The sequence below is a fragment of the Cyanobium sp. NIVA-CYA 375 genome (genome assembly GCF_056108345.1).
This window is the reverse complement of record NZ_JBSYHW010000004.1, coordinates 79,853-97,297: the sequence shown is the minus strand read 5'-3', so window position 1 is coordinate 97,297 and position 17,445 is coordinate 79,853. Positions and strand designations below refer to the sequence as shown.

The 17,445-nt window shown below is 62.4% G+C and carries 16 protein-coding genes; 5 read left to right on the top strand and 11 right to left on the bottom strand.

What is annotated here, in order from left to right:
• Positions 1-745 (top strand): glycosyltransferase family 61 protein (locus tag AC01FP_RS02485; protein WP_474477738.1); only part of this gene is annotated, 745 nt, incomplete at its 5' end.
• 14 nt (positions 746-759) lie between these two features.
• On the opposite strand, the gene AC01FP_RS02480 is transcribed toward AC01FP_RS02485, so the two are convergent.
• Positions 760-1,998 (bottom strand): LL-diaminopimelate aminotransferase, encoded by a 1,239-nt coding sequence (locus AC01FP_RS02480; RefSeq protein WP_474477735.1) that lies wholly within the window; start codon positions 1,996-1,998, stop codon positions 760-762.
• A gap of 51 nt (positions 1,999-2,049) precedes the next feature.
• Positions 2,050-3,255, bottom strand: a complete 1,206-nt coding sequence (locus AC01FP_RS02475; RefSeq protein ID WP_474477732.1) for an ATP-binding protein — start codon at positions 3,253-3,255, stop codon at positions 2,050-2,052.
• A gap of 35 nt (positions 3,256-3,290) precedes the next feature.
• On the opposite strand from AC01FP_RS02475, the gene AC01FP_RS02470 reads away from it, so the two are divergent.
• The 3 genes from AC01FP_RS02470 to AC01FP_RS02460 all read left to right on the top strand — a co-directional run bounded on the left by AC01FP_RS02470 (position 3,291) and on the right by AC01FP_RS02460 (position 9,029).
• Positions 3,291-5,942 (top strand): TIGR03960 family B12-binding radical SAM protein, encoded by a 2,652-nt coding sequence (locus AC01FP_RS02470; RefSeq protein ID WP_474477729.1) that lies wholly within the window; start codon positions 3,291-3,293, stop codon positions 5,940-5,942.
• Positions 5,943-6,335: 393 nt separating this feature from the next.
• On the top strand, positions 6,336-8,387 hold the full coding sequence (locus AC01FP_RS02465; RefSeq protein WP_474477726.1) for an Rne/Rng family ribonuclease: 2,052 nt from the start codon (positions 6,336-6,338) through the stop codon (positions 8,385-8,387).
• Positions 8,388-9,029, top strand: coding sequence for a ribonuclease HII (locus tag AC01FP_RS02460; protein WP_474477724.1), 642 nt, complete (start codon positions 8,388-8,390; stop codon positions 9,027-9,029).
• Here the strand turns inward: AC01FP_RS02460 and AC01FP_RS02455 are convergent.
• Positions 8,995-9,507, bottom strand: a complete 513-nt coding sequence (locus AC01FP_RS02455; RefSeq protein WP_474477721.1) for a DUF1997 domain-containing protein — start codon at positions 9,505-9,507, stop codon at positions 8,995-8,997. The two genes, AC01FP_RS02460 and AC01FP_RS02455, sit on opposite strands and share 35 nt — an antisense overlap.
• Positions 9,508-9,576: 69 nt before the next feature.
• Here AC01FP_RS02455 and pheA point away from each other — a divergent pair, with 69 nt between their 5' ends.
• On the top strand, positions 9,577-10,404 hold the full coding sequence (pheA, locus tag AC01FP_RS02450; RefSeq protein ID WP_474477718.1) for a prephenate dehydratase: 828 nt from the start codon (positions 9,577-9,579) through the stop codon (positions 10,402-10,404).
• A 7-nt stretch (positions 10,405-10,411) separates the two neighbouring features.
• Here the strand turns inward: pheA and AC01FP_RS02445 are convergent, their stop codons facing one another.
• The 8 genes from AC01FP_RS02445 to AC01FP_RS02410 all read right to left on the bottom strand — a co-directional run bounded on the left by AC01FP_RS02445 (position 10,412) and on the right by AC01FP_RS02410 (position 17,410).
• Entirely contained in the window at positions 10,412-11,395 is a 984-nt protein-coding gene (locus AC01FP_RS02445) for a methyltransferase domain-containing protein (protein WP_474477715.1), read from the bottom strand.
• A gap of 8 nt (positions 11,396-11,403) precedes the next feature.
• Positions 11,404-12,051, bottom strand: coding sequence for an LON peptidase substrate-binding domain-containing protein (locus AC01FP_RS02440; protein WP_474477712.1), 648 nt, complete (start codon positions 12,049-12,051; stop codon positions 11,404-11,406).
• Between the two features lie 96 nt (positions 12,052-12,147).
• On the bottom strand, positions 12,148-12,468 hold the full coding sequence (gene rpsJ / locus AC01FP_RS02435; protein ID WP_006910513.1) for a 30S ribosomal protein S10: 321 nt from the start codon (positions 12,466-12,468) through the stop codon (positions 12,148-12,150).
• A gap of 123 nt (positions 12,469-12,591) precedes the next feature.
• Entirely contained in the window at positions 12,592-13,821 is a 1,230-nt protein-coding gene (gene tuf, locus AC01FP_RS02430) for an elongation factor Tu (RefSeq protein WP_322764240.1), read from the bottom strand.
• A gap of 39 nt (positions 13,822-13,860) precedes the next feature.
• A complete protein-coding gene (fusA, locus tag AC01FP_RS02425; protein ID WP_474477708.1) occupies positions 13,861-15,936 on the bottom strand; it encodes an elongation factor G in 2,076 nt (691 codons plus the stop codon).
• Between the two features lie 100 nt (positions 15,937-16,036).
• Positions 16,037-16,507, bottom strand: coding sequence for a 30S ribosomal protein S7 (rpsG, locus tag AC01FP_RS02420; RefSeq protein ID WP_106632418.1), 471 nt, complete (start codon positions 16,505-16,507; stop codon positions 16,037-16,039).
• A gap of 106 nt (positions 16,508-16,613) precedes the next feature.
• Positions 16,614-16,988, bottom strand: a complete 375-nt coding sequence (rpsL, locus tag AC01FP_RS02415; protein WP_106632417.1) for a 30S ribosomal protein S12 — start codon at positions 16,986-16,988, stop codon at positions 16,614-16,616.
• A gap of 65 nt (positions 16,989-17,053) precedes the next feature.
• Positions 17,054-17,410 carry an AIR synthase gene (locus AC01FP_RS02410; RefSeq protein WP_474477705.1) on the bottom strand — a complete coding sequence of 119 codons (357 nt, stop codon included), beginning with the start codon at positions 17,408-17,410 and terminating at the stop codon, positions 17,054-17,056.
• Between the last annotated feature and the right edge of the window lie 35 nt (positions 17,411-17,445).

Sequence of the window (17,445 nt, the reverse complement as noted above, 5' to 3'; positions counted from 1 at the left end):
TATTGATCACCTCCTAGTGAAGCGCTTGTGGTCGCCCGTGCCGACCATGTTTGAGGGTGGGCCAGTGCATCCCAGCCATTTCACCCATGTGGTTGATGTGCTGCAAGCACTCGACTCCACGCTGCTGCCTCCGGATCATCCTGATTGGCTCGACGTGTCCTTCCCGAGCAGGGTGTATCTGTCCCGATCTTCGCTGTCTGATTCGTCCAGGCGTGTGGAGGCAGAGCAGGATTTGGAGAATCTTCTCTCGCTGCATGGCTGGCATGTTCTTCACCCACAAAACCTGCCGCTCAAGGATCAGATCCGCTATCTCATCAATGCCCGCGATGTGGCTGGAACGCTCGGGTCAGCGCTACATACCCTGATGTACCTCGGTCGCTGCAATGACGTCTTAGTTAGCAAGCGTGTCACCATCCTCACCTCTCCAGTTCTGCGCTGCCTGGAAGCCACTTTCCGGGCCCAATTTGAAGCGCAGGCCATTCCCGTCCGGTTTCTCGAATGCATGCAGCCCTGCCCAGGCAAGGCTGGTGCTGCTTTGCGGCCTTGGGATAGTCAATATCGTTTTTCTCTTGACCTCCTCCGCATCGCGGCTGTCCTCACCTCTACCACTCCTCCGTTTCCGGCACCCGTGCTTGCGCAAGACCGTGCTGCAGAGAGCAAACCCTTCATTCCTCGCTCCTGCGATTCCGGTGAAGCCTTGCAGTTGATCAATGTCAACCGCATGCGCTTACTTTTGAGCCGCTAATGGTTAGACGGCCTTTACCAGCCCTTCAGTGCCCCCTGAATCCGCCCCATTGCCTCCATCACGTTTTCCCGGCTGTTGAAGGCCGAGAGGCGGAAGTAGCCCTCGCCGGCGGCGCCGAAGCCGCTGCCGGGGGTGCCCACCACGTGGGCCTGGCCCAGCAGCAGATCGAAGAAGCCCCAGGAATCCACGCCGGCGGGCGTTTTGATCCACACGTAGGGGGCCTGCTCACCGCCGTATACCGCCAGGCCGGCGGCGGTGAGTTCGCGGCTGATGATCGCGGCGTTTTCCATGTAGAAGGCAACCAGAGCCTGCACCTGGGCCTGGCCCTCGGCGGAATACACCGCTTCGGCGCCCCGCTGCACGATATAGCTCACCCCGTTGAACTTGGTGCACTGGCGCCGGTTCCACAGGCCCCAGAGCTCCACGCGCTCGCCATTGGCGGCGGTGCCCATCAAGCCCCGGGGCACCACGGTGAGGGCGCAGCGGGTGCCGGTGAAGCCGGCGTTCTTGGAAAAGGAGCGGAATTCGATCGCGCACTCGCGGGCGCCTTCAATTTCGTAGATCGAGTGGGGTAGCTCGGGGTCCTGGATGAAGGCCTCGTAGGCGGCATCGAACAGGATCAGGGCGCCGTTGGCGCGGGCGTAATCGACCCAGGCCTGCAGTTGCGCCTTGGTGGCCACAGCGCCGGTGGGGTTGTTCGGGAAGCAGAGGTAGATCAGATCCACCTTCTCGGTGGGGATCTCGGCGGTGAAACCGTTCTCGGCGTTGATGGGCAGGTAGGTGAGGCCGCCGTACTGGCCGCCGTCATCGGCGTCGCCGGTGCGCCCCGCCATCACGTTGCTGTCCACATACACCGGATACACCGGGTCGGTCACGGCGATGCGGTTGTCCGGCCCCAGGATGTCGAGGATGTTGGCGCTGTCGCACTTGCTGCCATCGGAGACGAAGATCTCCTCGGCGCTGATCTGGCAGCCGCGGGCCTGGAAATCGTGTTTCGCAATCGCCTCCCGCAGCCAGAGATACCCCTGCTCCGGGCCATAGCCGCGGAAGCCTTCTCGGCTGCCCATCTCATCGATGGCCGCCTTCATGGCGTTGCGGCAGGCTTCTGGCAGGGGCTCGGTCACATCACCGATGCCCAGACGGATGATCGGGGCTGTGGGGTTGGCCTCACTGAAGGCCTTCACCCGCCGGGCGATCTCCGGGAACAGGTAGCCAGCCTTGAGCTTGAGGTAGTTGCCGTTGACTTGGGCCATGGTGCGCGGGTTGGGCCGCCGCCGGGCCCGGTGAGTGATGGGGCGATTGTCCTATGCGGGTTGCTGGCCAGCCTCCAGGGGCGGTTGCACCCAGATGCCCGGGCGAATCTCGAAGCTCGTTTCCACCGGGGCGATCAGTGAGGCCTGCTCCGGTTGGAGCTGCTCCACCAGCTCATGGAAGCCGCGGGAGAGCTTCGGCGCCTTGGAGAGCTTGATTTCATAGACCCGCCGGCGCTGGCCCCGCTCCAGCACCAGGTCGAGTTCGGCGCCGTGGCCGGTGCGCAGGAAATGGGGACGCCAGCGGGGATGGGCGGCGATCAGCTGCTCGATCACGAAACCCTCCCAGCTCTCACCGGCCTGCGGGTGGGCCAGCAGATCGTCGTAGCTCTCGATGCCGAGCAGGTTGTGCAGCAGGCCGCTGTCGCGCAGGTAGAGCTTGGGCGAGCGCACCAGCCTCTTGCTCAGGTTGGCCTCCAGGGGCGGTAGACGCCGCAGCATGAAGGTGTGCTCCAGTGCCGCCAGCAGCTTCTGCAACCGGGCGCTGCTGAGATCAAGCAGGCCCGCTAGCCGGCTGGCATTGAGGGTTTGCCCCTGGAGGTGGGCCAGCAACCGCCACAGCCGCTCCATCAATGGCAGTGGCAGCCCGAGCTCCAGCGCGGCGATGTCGCGGCCCAGGAAGGTGCGGATGAAATCCTCGCGCCAGTCGATGCTGTCGTCGTCTGCACTAGCCAGCAGGCTCTCGGGGAAGCCGCCGCGCAGCCACAGCTGCTGCCAGCGAATGGCGGGGGCTATTTCGCTCAGCAGAAATGGGGTGAGCTCCACCTGGGCGATGCGGCCGGCCAGGCTTTCCTGGCTCTGGTGTAGCAGCGGGCCGGAGGCCGAGCCCAGCAGTAGGAACCGCCCGGGCCGGCGATCCCGGTCGATCTCGACGCGCAGCAGACTGAAAAATTCTGGCAGTAGCTGGATTTCGTCGAGGCACACCAGGTCGTGGCGGTGGGCCTCGAAGAACAGCTCCGGCTCCTGCAGGCGGGCGCGATCGCTCCGGTCCTGCAAGTCGAGCAATACGGCATCACCGCGCTCGGCCAGTAGTTGGCGCGCCAGCGTTGATTTGCCACACTGCCGGGGTCCCAGCAGCAGGGCCGCCGGCGCCCGGTTCAGGGCCTTGCCGAGCGCCAGCTGGGCCTGCCTGGGCAAATAACCGTGCATTTCTGCAGCATAGGTGTCAAATTGCACGGTTATTGCCGGTGTTGCGGGCATGCATACGATTGGGGTCTTGCCTGCCGCCGGCACCTGTGACCGTTGCCACCTCGGCTGATGCGCCGGTCGACTTTGACGCCCTGGTGGATCTGGGCATCAGCAAGCCCGCCCGCTACCTGGGCAATGAGCTGGGGGTGAAGCTGCGCGACTGGGAGGCCGACTGGCAGGCGGTAGGGGTGCGCTGGGCGCTCACCTACCCCGAGGTCTACGAGGTGGGGGCAAGCAACAGCGGCCACATCATTCTCTATTCAATTCTCAACGCCGTTCCCGGCCAGCTGTGCGACCGCAGCTACCTGCCGGCGCCGGATCTGGCCGCCCGCCTGCGCGAGCGCGGCGCGCCCCTGTTTGCGGTTGAGAGCCGGCGGCCCCTGGCCGCCTTCGACATCCTGGGCTTCTCGCTCAGCTACGAACTGGGCGGCACCAACATCCTCGAGATGCTGGAGCTGGCCGCCATCCCGATCCGGGCGGCCGATCGCGGCGACCTGCCCCTGGCTCACCCGGATGCGCCACCGCTGATTTTTGCCGGCGGCCCCACCGCCACCAGCAACCCGGAGCCCTTTGCCGCCTTCTTCGACTTCGTGGCCCTCGGCGATGGCGAGGAGCTGCTGCCGGAGATCGGCCTGGTGGTGGCCGAAGGCCGGGCCGCCGGCCTTAGCCGCCAGGCGCTGCTGAAGGATCTGGCCCAGGTGCCAGGGGTATATGTGCCCAGCCTCTATGGGCCCGGCGCCGATGGGGTGAGCATCGAGCCGCTCGAGCCAGGCGCCCCGGCCCGGATTCAGCGGCGTACCGCCACGCCCATGCCCCACTACGCCATGGGGTTGGTGCCCCATATCGAAACGGTGCATGACCGGCTCACGGTGGAAATTCGGCGCGGCTGCACCCGCGGTTGCCGCTTCTGTCAGCCGGGGATGCTGACTCGCCCTGCCCGCGATGTGGAGCCAGAAGCGGTCATTGAGGCCGTTGAGGAGGGCATGGGCCGCACCGGCTACAGCGATTTCTCGCTGCTGTCCCTGAGCTGCTCGGATTATCTGGCTCTGCCTGCGGTGGGGGTGGAGCTGCGCAACCGCCTGGCTGACAAAAATGTTTCGCTCACCCTGCCCAGCCAGCGGGTGGATCGTTTCGATCAAAACATCGCCCACATCCTGGGCGGTACTCGCAAGGCGGGCCTCACCTTTGCGCCGGAGGCCGGCAGCCAGCGCCTGCGCGACATCGTCAATAAGGGGCTCACCGATGCAGAGCTGCTGGCCGGCGTGCGTACGGCGATGGAGAACGGCTATCGCAAATTGAAGCTCTATTTCATGATCGGCCTGCCGGGGGAAACTGACTCCGACGTGCTCGGCATCGCCCATACCTGCCAGGCCTTGCAACGCCAGTGCTCCGATCTCGGCCGGCTGGAGCTCAACCTGACGATCAGTAATTTCACGCCCAAGCCCCACACGCCTTTCCAGTGGCACAGCGTCAGCACCGATGAATTTCGGCGGCGTCAGGAGCTGTTGCGCCGGGCCCTGCGCCAGCTGCGGGGCCTCAAAACTAATTTCAGCGATGTGCGCCTTTCCGCGGTGGAAGACTTTGTTGGCCGCGGCGACCGCCGCCTCTCAGCGGTGATTGAGGCGGCCTGGCGGGCTGGGGCGGGCTTGGATGCCTGGTTTGAGTCGGCCGAGCGCAGCTACGCCGCCTGGACCGGTGCGATCGAGGCGGCTGGTCTAGGCGGTCGCTACCGCCAGCTGGAGCTAGGCGCCTGGAGCGCGGTGGAGGCGATGGATGCTGCTGACCTGGAGACCTTTTGCGAACAGAGCCTGCCCTGGGACCACATCGATTCCGGCCTGGATAAGCGCTGGCTGGCTGAGGACCTGCAGCGAGCCCTGGCCGCCACTGTGGTGCCCGATTGCTCCTTTGACGGCTGCAGCAGCTGTGGCGTGTGTGGCCCGGAGCTTGGCCACAACGTGGTGATTCCGCCGCCTGCCATTCCGGCAGCCTTTCCCCAGCGGGCCCCTGCCAGCGACCGGGTCGACCGGCTCCGCATTGGCTTTGCCAAAACTGGCTCCCTGGCTTTGATTAGCCATCTAGACACCTTGCGGATGCTGGAGCGGGCCTTGCGCCGCTCCGGCTTGCCGGTGAGTTTCACCGGTGGCTTCCATCCTCTGCCTCGCCTGCAGCTAGCCCTGCCGCTGCCCTTAGGGGTAGAGGGCAGCGGTGAGTGGCTGGATTTGGAGTTCACCGAGCAGGTGGATCCAGGCCTAGTGCGCTCTCGGTTGCAGCCTGAGCTTCCTCCTGGCTTCCAGTTGCTCTCGGCTATTCGGGTTGAGGTGTTTGGCGTCAGCCTTTCCCAAGAGCTGGCTTCTGCCCATTGGCAGTTTGTTTTGCAGCCCCAAGCCGGGGCGCCGCCGACCCCGGAGCAGTGGCAGCAGGCCCGCGCCAGCTTGCTCGCCGCCGAGACGCTGATGTGGAACGACACAGATAAAAAGGGTCGCCCCCGCAGCCGCGATTGCCAGCCGTTTCTGCTCGATTTGCAATGGGCGGAGCCGCATTCGGATGGCTCCTTGCGGTGCACCCTATGGGCTGCGATCGATGCTGCTGGCCGCAGTCTCCGTCCTGAGCAGGTGCAGCACTGGCTCGCTGAACGGCTCGGTCAATCCCTTGCCCTGAGTGGCTTGCGGCGGAAGGCCTTGGTGCTGAAGCCGTGCTAATTTCCTATCAAGGCGAATAGCCGATTGGACTCGGTTTATTGATCGAGTTCCAGCGGTTGCCGGTAGCCAGGTTCGCTGGTTTAACCGCCCCAGGACACCTCTGTCCCAGTCTTCGCCCCACCGCTTTCAGGAAGCTCGATTCTTGAAAGCTGTTTCGCGGCACTCGATGCGCGAAAGATTCAGAACAGCATTTTTTGCAGCATTGCCGCCACAACGATCCGGATTTGCCGGCGTTCTGATCATTTTCTGGGCTTCCAATAGTCCAAGTTTTTTTGGCTTGTTGATGTTTGTCTGGCCTGGCCCCGTAGGGCTTGCACCAGGTTTCAGCCTTCAAGTCCGTCCATATCCATCGTTTTATCCCTGGCCGGGCCCGTCGGGCCCATCCCATTCCCCATGCCCCAGCAGATCGTCATAGCCGAGCAACTGCGAATCGCCGCAGTTCTCAACGACGAACGTGTTGATGAACTGGTTGTAGCCCAAGGCCGCTATCAGATCGGAGACGTCTATCTAGGCACCGTTGAAAATGTGTTGCCTGGCATCGATGCCGCTTTTGTAAATATCGGCGAAAGTGAAAAGAACGGCTTTATTCACGTCACCGATCTGGGCCCCCTGCGGCTGCGCAAGGGAGCTGCCGGCATCACCGAATTGCTGGAGCCGCGCCAGAAGGTGTTGGTGCAGGTGATGAAGGAGCCCACCGGTACCAAGGGCCCCCGCCTCACAGGCAACCTGGCCTTGCCGGGGCGGTTTTTGGTGCTGCAGCCCCACGGCCAGGGAGTAAACATCTCCCGCCGCATCAACGGTGAGAACGAGCGCAACCGGCTGCGGGCCCTCGGTGTGCTGATCAAGCCACCAGGCGCCGGCCTGCTGATCCGCACCGAGGCAGAAGCTGTTAGCGAAGAGCTTTTAATCGACGACCTTGAAGCTCTGCTGCGCCAGTGGGAGGGCATCCAAACCGCCGCCGAAACCGCCAGCCCGCCGGTGCTGCTCAACCGCGACGAAGACTTTGTGCATCGCGTCTTGCGCGATCTCTACAGCCCAGAGCTAGTGCGGGTGGTGGTTGATACCCCGGAAGCGGTTGCCCGGGCCAATGCCTTTCTGGGCTCTGATCACACCACGGTGCTGGTGGAAGCTCACACCGAATCGGCGGAGATTCTCGAGCACTTCAAGGTCAATGCCGCCATTCGCGATGCCTTGAAACCGAGAGTTGATCTGCCTTCCGGCGGCTACGTGATCATCGAGCCCACTGAGGCGCTCACTGTGATTGATGTCAACTCCGGCTCCTTCACCCGCTCGGCCAACTCCCGCGAGACGGTGCTCTGGACCAACTGCGAAGCGGCGGTGGAGATTGGCCGCCAGCTGAAGCTGCGCAACATCGGCGGCGTGGTGATCATCGATTTTATCGATATGGAGTCGCGCCGTGATCAGCTGCAGCTGCTAGAGCATTTCACCCAGGCGATTCGCGACGATGCCGCTCGTCCCCAGATAGCCCAGCTCACTGAGCTTGGCTTGGTGGAGCTCACCCGCAAGCGCCAGGGGCAGAACATCTATGAATTGTTTGGGCGCGCTTGCTCCAGCTGTGGTGGCTTGGGTCATGTGGCCGTGCTTCCAGGCACAGAGACGCTTCAGCCCTTGGCAACTCTTACTGGCCTGGTGCGCTCCGCCGCATCGGCTCGTGCTGAGGTACTGAGCCCCGGTATTCCCGAGGCCGCTACCGGCCGCCGCCGCCGAGGTGGTCGAGGCGGTCGTAACGGCAGCGAGTTCCTGGATGCGCCTGGCGCCCTGGCTGGCGATGGTCTGGAGATCGTCCCGATCGAGCTACCTCCCTCCGTCAGCAGCGCCAGCACGGAGCCGGCCCCCCGCCGCTTTGACCAGGAGCTGGTGGCTGTGGCGATGGATGCGGAACAGGAATTGGTGTTTGGTTGGATGGGCCTCAATCCCGCCCTGCTGCTTGAGCAGCCCCCCAGCAACGACAACGTTGTTGTTCGCGTGGTACGCCCCGGCATGGAGGCGGAAGAAGTGCTGGAGCAAGCCAGGCAGCAGCTTGCCGCTGCCGGTTCCCGTCGTCGCCGCGGACGGGGTGGTCGTGGTGGCAATGCGGTCGCGGCTGAAGGTCAGTACGGCAGTGGAGATATGCCAGCTTCACGCTTAGAGCCTGTGGCTATGCCTGCACCGGTGGAAATCACGCCCCTGCCAGAGCTGAGCGAGCCGGAAACCGTGGTCACGGTGTCGGTGCCGACCACTGCCAGCATTGCTCCGCCTGAGGTCGAGATTCCAGGCCGCCGCGGTCGTACCCGCAGTTCAGCGGCCCAAACCCCTGCTGCCAAAAACACAGCCTCCCAAGCCACAACCTCCCAAGCCGCCACCGCGGTGGCGGTCGCCGAGCCGGAGCTCGATGAGTCAGGCGAGCCGCGCCGTCGCCGCCGTCGCTCCTCGGCCTCCAGCTGAGTGGCTTCGCCGGAGCCGGATCCCTGGCAGGGACGGGATCCGGGCGAGTGCGCCGGCGTTGATGAGGTAGGTCGCGGCTGTCTTTTCGGCCCTGTTTTTGCCGCTGCTGTGGTGCTGCCGGCCACAGCCCTGGCGCCTTTGGCTGACCTGGGGCTCACCGACAGCAAAAAGCTCACTGCCCGGCGTCGGGCTGCCCTGGTACCCGTTATCCAGCGCCTGGCGGCTTCCTGGGCCCTCGGCCAGGCATCAGCAGCCGAAATCGACCGTGGCGGCATCCGGCTGGCAACCGAGCTGGCCATGGCCCGCGCCCTGCAGAAACTGTCGTGTTCGTTTGAGCTACTGCTGGTGGATGGGGTGCTGCCCCTGCGGGGCTGGCACGGCGACCAGTGCACAATCGTGCGCGGCGACAGCCACTGCCTGGCGATTGCGGCAGCCAGCGTGCTGGCCAAACAGGCCCGGGACGCCTTGATCACCGCCCTGGGGGAGCGCTATGCGGGCTATGGGCTGGAGCGTCACGCCGGTTATGGCACGGCCTTGCATCGTGCCGCCCTCCAAAACCTGGGCACAACGCCGCTGCATCGCCACAGTTTTCTGGGGCGGCTGGAGCTCAGTGTTCCGAGCACCAGAGGCGATAGTCGCTGAGTAGCTGCTGCCCCACCCGGCCCTTGATGCCGAGCAGAATCCCTGTCAGCAAGGAGCGGCCGGTTGCCTCCAGCACCCTGGCTGGAATTAGTTTCAATAGTGATGGCTGGCTGACCGCCACGGCCAAGCTGGCTTCCCCTTCCAGTCCGGTGGCGCCCGCCGCCAACCAGGACCCCAGGGTGAGCTGGAAATCATCGACAAGCCCCAACCCCTCCAGTTCACACTCGGTGGCTTCGAGCACCAGCCGGCCAGGCGTCAAGTGGGTGCGCAGATCCACCACAGGCTGAATTTGAAGTTGAAATACCTGTAGATGGGTTACTGCGTAGCGGTAGCGCCCTGGGCCGAGGGGCTCTAGCTGGTTGGGGTCCAGCAGGGCTTTGACGACCCGATCATGATCGTTCAGGTAGGAGGCCAGCCGTTCGGGCTGGTCGCTTACATCAAGTTGCAGTTGCTGACTGGCGCGGAAGGCCAGGGGCATGGCCTGCGAGCCGGCGAGTCATGATCCTATCTGTCACCCCCCGATGGCCTGTCCTCGGTTCCGCAAACGATGCGTTTTGCCTTTCTCGGGCCAGCCGGCACCTACGGCGAGCAGGCAACCCGGCAACTGGCCGAGTTGGAAGGTGTCGCCTGCCCTGAATTGGTGCCTCAGCTAGGCATTCGTGCCGTGGTTCAGGCCCTAGCCCAGGGCAGCTGTGATGCTGCAGTGGTGCCTGTGGAGAATTCAGTGGAGGGGGGGGTGACGGCTTGTTTGGACGCTCTTTGGGAGCATCCGGATCTCAGCGTCGCCCGGGCCCTGGTGCTGCCGATCCGCCATGCCCTGCTTGGCAGCGGCCCAATTACAGGGGTGAGTGAGGTGCTCTCCCACCCCCAGGCCCTGGCCCAGTGCAGCCAGTGGCTGTCTGAGCATCTGCCCCAGGCCCTGCAGCTGCCTACAAGTTCCACCGCCGAAGCCGCCCGCATGGTGGCGGGCAGTCGCTTCCGGGCGGCGATCGCCTCCCAGCAGGCCGGCTCGGAGCATGGCCTGCTGGAGCTGGCCTACCCGATCAATGATGTGGCGGGCAACTGCACCCGCTTCCTGTTGCTGCGGCGGGGACCCCGCTCATCGCAGGGTCCGATGGCGAGCCTTGCCTTCTCCTTGCACTCCAACCAGCCAGGGGCCCTGCTCGAAGCCCTGGGCTGCTTTGCCCAGCGCGGGCTCAACATGGGCCGAATCGAGTCGCGCCCATCAAAGCGGGAGATGGGTGAGTACATCTTTTTTGTTGACTTGGAGCTTCCCGACGGATCTGCCCCTCTAGAGGCAGCTCTGGCGGAGCTAGCGCCCCTTTGCGAGCACCTAGCCCTATTTGGGGCTTACCCGATCACAAATCTCGCTTAGGCGTCATTTAGGCCTGGCTGGGCTTGCGGCCACGAAAGACGCCAAATTGCATCAGTCCGGTGGCGAAGGCCCAACGCATCAGCAGGATCGTGGGGGTTTCGCGCAGGCCTTGCAAAACTGCGGCGGGACCGAGGCCCAGGATGGCGCCGGGCCGGCGTACCCCCTCAAAGATCGATTCGATCCAGGAGGGCAGGGTGGCGCTGGTCCAGTCGCCGGTTTCGATGCTGATGCCGCCGGATTGGTCGCTTGATTCGAGGTGCTTTTGCAGCCCGCTGATACTGGCGAATTCAGGGTGGGCCCACTGTTCAAGCAACTGACGCATCACCCAGCGCTCGCGCCGGTCCATGGCGCCTTCGGCCGGATCGCGCCGGTTCCAGTCAGCTACAGCGAGCAGGCCGCCTGGTTTGAGCACCCGCAACAACTCATCGGCGTAGCGCTGCTTGTCGGGCATATGGGGACAGGCCTCCACACTCCAGACGGCGTCAACGCTGGCGTCGGCAATTTCCAGGGCAAGGGCGTCCATCACCGCAAAGCGGCAGCTGAAGCCGGCTGGAGTTAGGGCTGTGGCCCGATCGATCTGGGCCGGGCTGATGCTGATACCCAAGACGTTCAGTCCGTAGTCCCTCGCCAGGATGCGGGCGCTGCCGCCAATGCCACAGCCCACATCCAACACGGTGGAGCCGGGGGGCAGTTTGTCTAGGCCGCTCCAGCGGGCCAGCTCATGGACGAAGGTCTCCTTGGCAACTCGGAAGTCCTGGTGGCGCGACCTGCCGTTTCCGCTCTGGCGGTAGTAGCCGAGGTGGATATGGTCCCCCCAGAGCCGCTCCAGCAGCTGGTCATTGGTCCAGCGGTCGTAGGCGTCCGCCACGCTTGCTGAGGATTCATAACGCCGGCGCCGTTTCAGCCAGAGGCGCGCTGATAAGGCGACGGCAAGGCAGCCAAGGGCCCCGGCCCCGATGGTGGCGGCCAGGGGCCAACTCAGGACGGTCATGGCAGGGGTTATTGGGGCTGGAAGGTGTCTTTGAGCACGGTGCGAGCCGCCAACTGCCTCCTGGTCTGGTCCAGCAGTTCATATTCCTGGCGTAGGCGCTCGCTGGTGTCAGTGATCTCCAGCAGGGCCTGCTGGTGGTCGGCCACGGGCCCACCTAGGTGGGCTCCGATCCAGAACGACAGCTCCCGGGGCAGGTCGGGTAGGTCGTTGGGCAGGCTGGCCGGTTTGCCAATCAGCTTGCCGGTGAGTTCCACCACATCCCGCAGGGCTTGGCCGACATCGCCCGCCAACGCAGCCAGCTCCGCATGGCTCGTCTCGGGTTCATCTTCAATCCAGCTCACCATTCCGACCCGAAAGGGCGCCTCGCGCACGATGTCGAGTACGCGAAAACGCTGTTGCCCCATGGTCACGATGTTGCTGTGGTCGTCGTCCTGGGTTTGACAGTGCAGGATTTCGGCACAGCAGCCCACATTGGCCATGGTCTGGTTTGTTGGGTCCCAACGCACAATTCCGAAGCGCTGGTCACCGGCCATCACGGTGCGCAGCAGCATCCGGTAACGGGGTTCAAAAATATGTAGAGGTAGTACTTCCTGGGGGAAGAGCACCACGTCGGGCAAGGGAAACAGCGGCAGCTCCCTTACGGCCAGCTCGCCCATGGCTTGAAAAGGAGGTGCACCATTATCCTAGAAAAAATACCCCTGCCTCGCGTTGGCGTGACAGGGGTCGGCAGACAGGATTGCTTGTAATTGTGCTCAGAGCTTGACTTCAATATCAACGCCGCTGGGCAGGTCAAGCTTCATTAGGGCGTCGATCGTCTTTGCCGAAGGGCTGTAGATATCGATGATGCGCCGATGGGTGCGGGTTTCGAAGTGCTCGCGGGAGTCTTTGTCGACGTGGGGCGAGCGCAGCACGCAGTAGATTTTGCGCTTGGTAGGCAATGGAATGGGGCCGATCGCCGTGGCGGCGGTGTGGTCGGCAGTTTCGATGATTTTTTCGCAGGAGAGATCAAGCATCCGGCGATCAAACGCCTTGAGGCGAATGCGGATCTTCTGCTGGGCAATGGCGGTGGACATGTCGGATCAGGCGTCAGGAAGCTCCTGGGCGAAACGCCCTGGTGGCTGGTGGAGCTGGATTGTCGAGGAGCGGCAGGTGGGGTGGAGAGCCAGGAGGTCCCACCCCAAAAACCTACCTCAGGATCAGGCGATGATCTTGGAGACCACGCCAGCACCGATGGTGCGGCCACCTTCGCGAATAGCGAAGCGCATGCCCTGCTCAATGGCCACGGGGCAGATGAGCTCGCCGGTCATCTTGATGCGGTCGCCGGGCATCACCATTTCGACGTTGGCACCGTCGTCAGAGGTGAAGGCGGTGATCTGGCCAGTTACGTCCGTTGTACGGATGTAGAACTGGGGGCGATAGCCAGCAAAGAAGGGGGTGTGGCGGCCGCCTTCTTCCTTCTTGAGCACATACACCTCACCTTCAAATTTGGTGTGGGGCTTGATGGAGTTGGGCTTCACCAGCACCATGCCGCGTTCGATGTCCTCTTTCTGGATACCGCGCAGCAGTAGTCCACAGTTGTCGCCAGCCAAGCCCTCTTCGAGCAGCTTGCGGAACATTTCCACCCCGGTGACAGTGGTCTCGCGGGTATCGCGGATGCCGACGATCTGGACGGTTTCGCCAACCTTGACCTTGCCGCGTTCGATACGGCCAGTTGCCACGGTGCCACGACCGGTGATCGAGAAAACGTCCTCGATTGCCATCAGGAAGGGCTTGTCGACTTCGCGCTCGGGCTCGGGAATCGACTCGTCGACGGCGTCCATTAGGTCGAGAATCTTGTCAACCCACTCATTGGCACCGCGCTCGGCCTTGTTGCCAGCTTGGATAAATTCGAGGGCCTTCAGGGCTGAACCTGCCACCACGGGGATGTCATCGCCAGGGAAGTCGTAGCTGCTGAGCAGCTCGCGCATTTCCAGTTCGACGAGCTCGAGGATTTCCTCGTCGTCGACCATGTCCTTCTTGTTGAGGAACACCACTAGGGCGGGAACACCCACCTGCTTGGCAAGGAGAATGTGTTCCTTGGTCTGGGCCATCGGCCCGTCGGTCGCTGCTACTACCAGGATCGCGCCGTCCATCTGGGCGGCACCGGTGATCATGTTCTTGACGTAGTCAGCGTGGCCGGGGCAGTCCACGTGAGCGTAGTGACGCTTGACGGTCTCGTACTCGACGTGCGCCGTGTTGATAGTGATGCCCCGCTCTTTCTCCTCAGGAGCACCATCGATTTCGTCGTAGGCCTGGGCCTTGGCCATGCCCTGGGACGCCAACACGTTGGTGATGGCAGCCGTGAGGGTGGTTTTGCCGTGGTCAACGTGGCCGATGGTGCCAATGTTGACGTGGGGTTTGTTCCTTTCGAACTTCTCGCGTGCCATGAGTAGAAAGAATCGGGGGGTTAGTGGGTAGAGGAGAGATCAGGAATTGCCCTGATTCTTGGAGATGATGGCCTCAGCCACATTGCGAGGAACTTCCTCGTAATGGCTGAACTCCATCGAGAAAATACCCCGACCCTGGGTCATGGATCGGAGCTGGGTGGCGTAGCCGAACATTTCGGCCAGGGGCACTTTTGTTTGGACCTTGGACTGACCTTTGTCAATGGACTGCCCTTCGACCTGGCCTCGACGGGATGAAAGGTCGCCGATGACCGACCCAAGGTAATCCTCGGGGATCTCGACTTCCACCTTCATCATTGGCTCAAGGAGTACGGGATTGCACTTCTTGACTGCGTCTTTGAAGGCCATGGATCCGGCGATTTTAAACGCCATTTCCGAGGAGTCAACGTCGTGGTACGAACCATCAACCATAGTTGCCCTGACGTCGATCATGGGGAAACCAGCAATCACACCGGATTGGCAGGTCTCCTTCATGCCAGCTTCTGCGGGACCGATGTACTCCTTGGGAACGATGCCACCAATAATTTTATTGACGAATTCGAATCCTGTGCCTGGCTCGCCTGGCTCCATTTCGATCACTACGTGGCCGTATTGACCTTTGCCACCAGTCTGACGAGCATATTTTCCTTCCCCCTTGGAGCTGGTGCGAATGGTTTCGCGATAGGACACCTGCGGAGCGCCGATATTTGCTTGAACATTAAATTCACGCAGCATCCGATCCACCAAGATTTCAAGGTGGAGTTCTCCCATGCCAGCAATAACTGTCTGGCTGGTTTCTGGATCGGTGGAGACCCGGAAAGTGGGGTCTTCTTCTGAAAGTGACTGAAGAGCTTTGGAAAGCTTCTCCATATCACCCTTGGTTTTCGGCTCGACAGCCACCGAGATCACTGGCTCCGGGATGAAGAGCGATTCGAGGATGATCGGGTCAGATTCGAGGCAAAGTGTGTCTCCAGTGGTGGTGTCTTTAAGGCCCAAGACTGCACCAAGATCACCTGCACGGAGCTCGTCCACCTCTTCGCGGTCAATAGCCTTGAGCAGGATCAAGCGGGAAATGCGCTCCTTCTTGTCCTTGGTGGAGTTGAGTACGTAGCTGCCTTTGTTCAGCACCCCGGAATAGATGCGCACAAAAGTGAGCTTGCCGTAGGGGTCAGCCATCACTTTGAAGGCCAGGGCGCTAAATGGGGCGCTGTCGTCACAGGGGCGGTTTGACTCGCTGCCATCTGGCATGAGGCCAGTGATGGGAGGTAGATCAACTGGTGCTGGTAGGTAGTCGACCACCGCGTCTAGCACCAGCTGGACGCCCTTATTTTTAAAGGCTGAGCCACAAACAATTGGCACTAAGCCATGATGAATGGTGGCCTGGCGGATGCCTTTGATCAACTGCTCTTCGGTGAGCTCGCCATTTTCCAGGAAGGGATCGATTAAGTCTTCGACGGACTCAGCGACCGTTTCCATCAACTTGAGGCGCCACTTTTTAGCCTCTTCAACCATGTTTTCAGGAATTTCACTTTCAATGATGTCGGTGCCGAGATCATTGGTGTAAATAATCGCCTTGTTGTGTACAAGGTCGATGATTCCTTTTAGTTCGCCCTCGGCTCCGATCGGCAGCTGGATCGGGGCGGCATTGGCTTTGAGTCGATCCTTGATTTGCTCGTAGACCTTGAGGAAGTCGGCACCGGTCCGGTCCATCTTGTTGACGAACACGATCCGGGGCACGTTGTAGCGGTCAGCCTGACGCCAAACGGTTTCTGACTGGGGCTGAACGCCACCAACGGCGCAGAAGACAGCGACCACTCCGTCCAGGACCCGCATCGAACGCTCCACCTCAATGGTGAAGTCGACGTGCCCGGGGGTGTCGATGATGTTGATGCGGTTGTCTTTCCAAGTGGTGGAAATGGCAGCTGCGGTGATTGTGATACCACGCTCCCGCTCCTGCTCCATCCAGTCGGTGACCGCTGCACCGTCGTGCACCTCGCCCATCTTGTGGACAACGCCTGAATAGAACAGAATCCGTTCAGTCGTCGTGGTTTTGCCCGCATCGATGTGGGCGGCAATACCAATATTTCTTACGCGTTCCAGTGGAAAGGCGCGGGCCACGGGGGAGGTCTCCGAAAGGTCAACAAAACGTGGGCGTCACTCTACAGACCGGGTCTGTAGAGGCTGAAGTCGCCCTGGGCTTCAGCAGTTTCAGGCAGGCTCAGTAGCGGTAGTGGGCGAAAGCCTTGTTGGCTTCAGCCATCTTGTGGGTCTCTTCCCGTTTGCGAACCGCGCTACCGGCTTCATTGGCTGCATCCATCAGCTCACCAGCCAATTTCTGAGCCATGCTGCGGCCGTTGCGGGCGCGGGAGAAATTCACCAGCCAGCGCAGGGCCATGGCGGTACCGCGCTCCTGGCGAACTTCCATCGGCACCTGGTAAGTGGCACCGCCAACCCGGCGGGCACGAACCTCAACCAACGGGGTTGCATTGCGTACAGCTGTCTCAAACAGCTCCAGGGGATCAGTACCGGTGCGGTCGTTGATCAAGGAGAAGGCATCCGAAAGGATGCGCTGTGCCGTTGACTTTTTGCCGTGCTTCATGAGCCGGGCCACGATCATGGAGGCCAGGCGGCTGTTGAACTGGGGGTCGGGAAGCACTGGGCGCTTCTCGGCGGCATTGCGGCGAGACATGGTCGACCGGAGCGGGGAGAACTAGGGGAAGGGAATAGAGCGGGCATCGGTGACGCCCTTTGCTGAAGTTGCTGGTCAGCGACTGATCACGCTGATCAAAGCAAGCTCAGCTTTTGGGAGTCTTGGCGCCGTACTTGGAGCGTGACTGCCGACGATCCTTGACGCCTGCAGTGTCCAAGGTGCCGCGGATGATGTGGTAGCGAACGCCAGGCAGATCCTTGACACGACCACCCCGGATCAGAACCACAGAGTGCTCCTGAAGGTTGTGCCCAATGCCGGGGATGTAGGCGGTCACCTCGAAACCGGAGGTGAGGCGCACCCGAGCCACCTTGCGTAGGGCCGAATTCGGCTTCTTGGGGGTTGAGGTGTACACGCGTGTGCAAACCCCACGGCGCTCGGGACAAGCGCGCAGGGCGGGCGACTTGGTCTTCCGAGAAAGACTCTGGCGCTCAGTACGGATTAGCTGCTGAATGGTGGGCATCGAGGGCCGGGGTCTGGTCGGAGAATATTGGTCGGACGTCCGACCGATTTCGACAATCCATCACCTTACTGGGTCGCCTGGCGACCGCCTCCTGAGTGACTGAATGCAGTGCCGCAGGCGCAACTCACCATGCCTTCACCCGGACGAACCAGAAAGCCACCGCCGCTGATGTCACCCCGGTAGTCGAGGTTCAGGCGGCTCAAGAGGTTTAGCTGTTCGGCTGGCGCGTAGAGGGTGATGCCGTCGGCTCTTGCAATAGGCGTGCCTGCTAGGTGGCCGGGACGCAACCGAATGGCCCAGCGCTCACAGCGGCCATCCACCAAATCCAGATGCATCATCCCGGGGGTGCCTGCAACGGCGGCCTGCCGCCCCAGCTCGGCGGCGGCGGCGGCGGTCAGACGCAAACTGTGGCCCTTAGCCATGGGCATGAGGGGCTGCATATCTCTACTTATTTTGG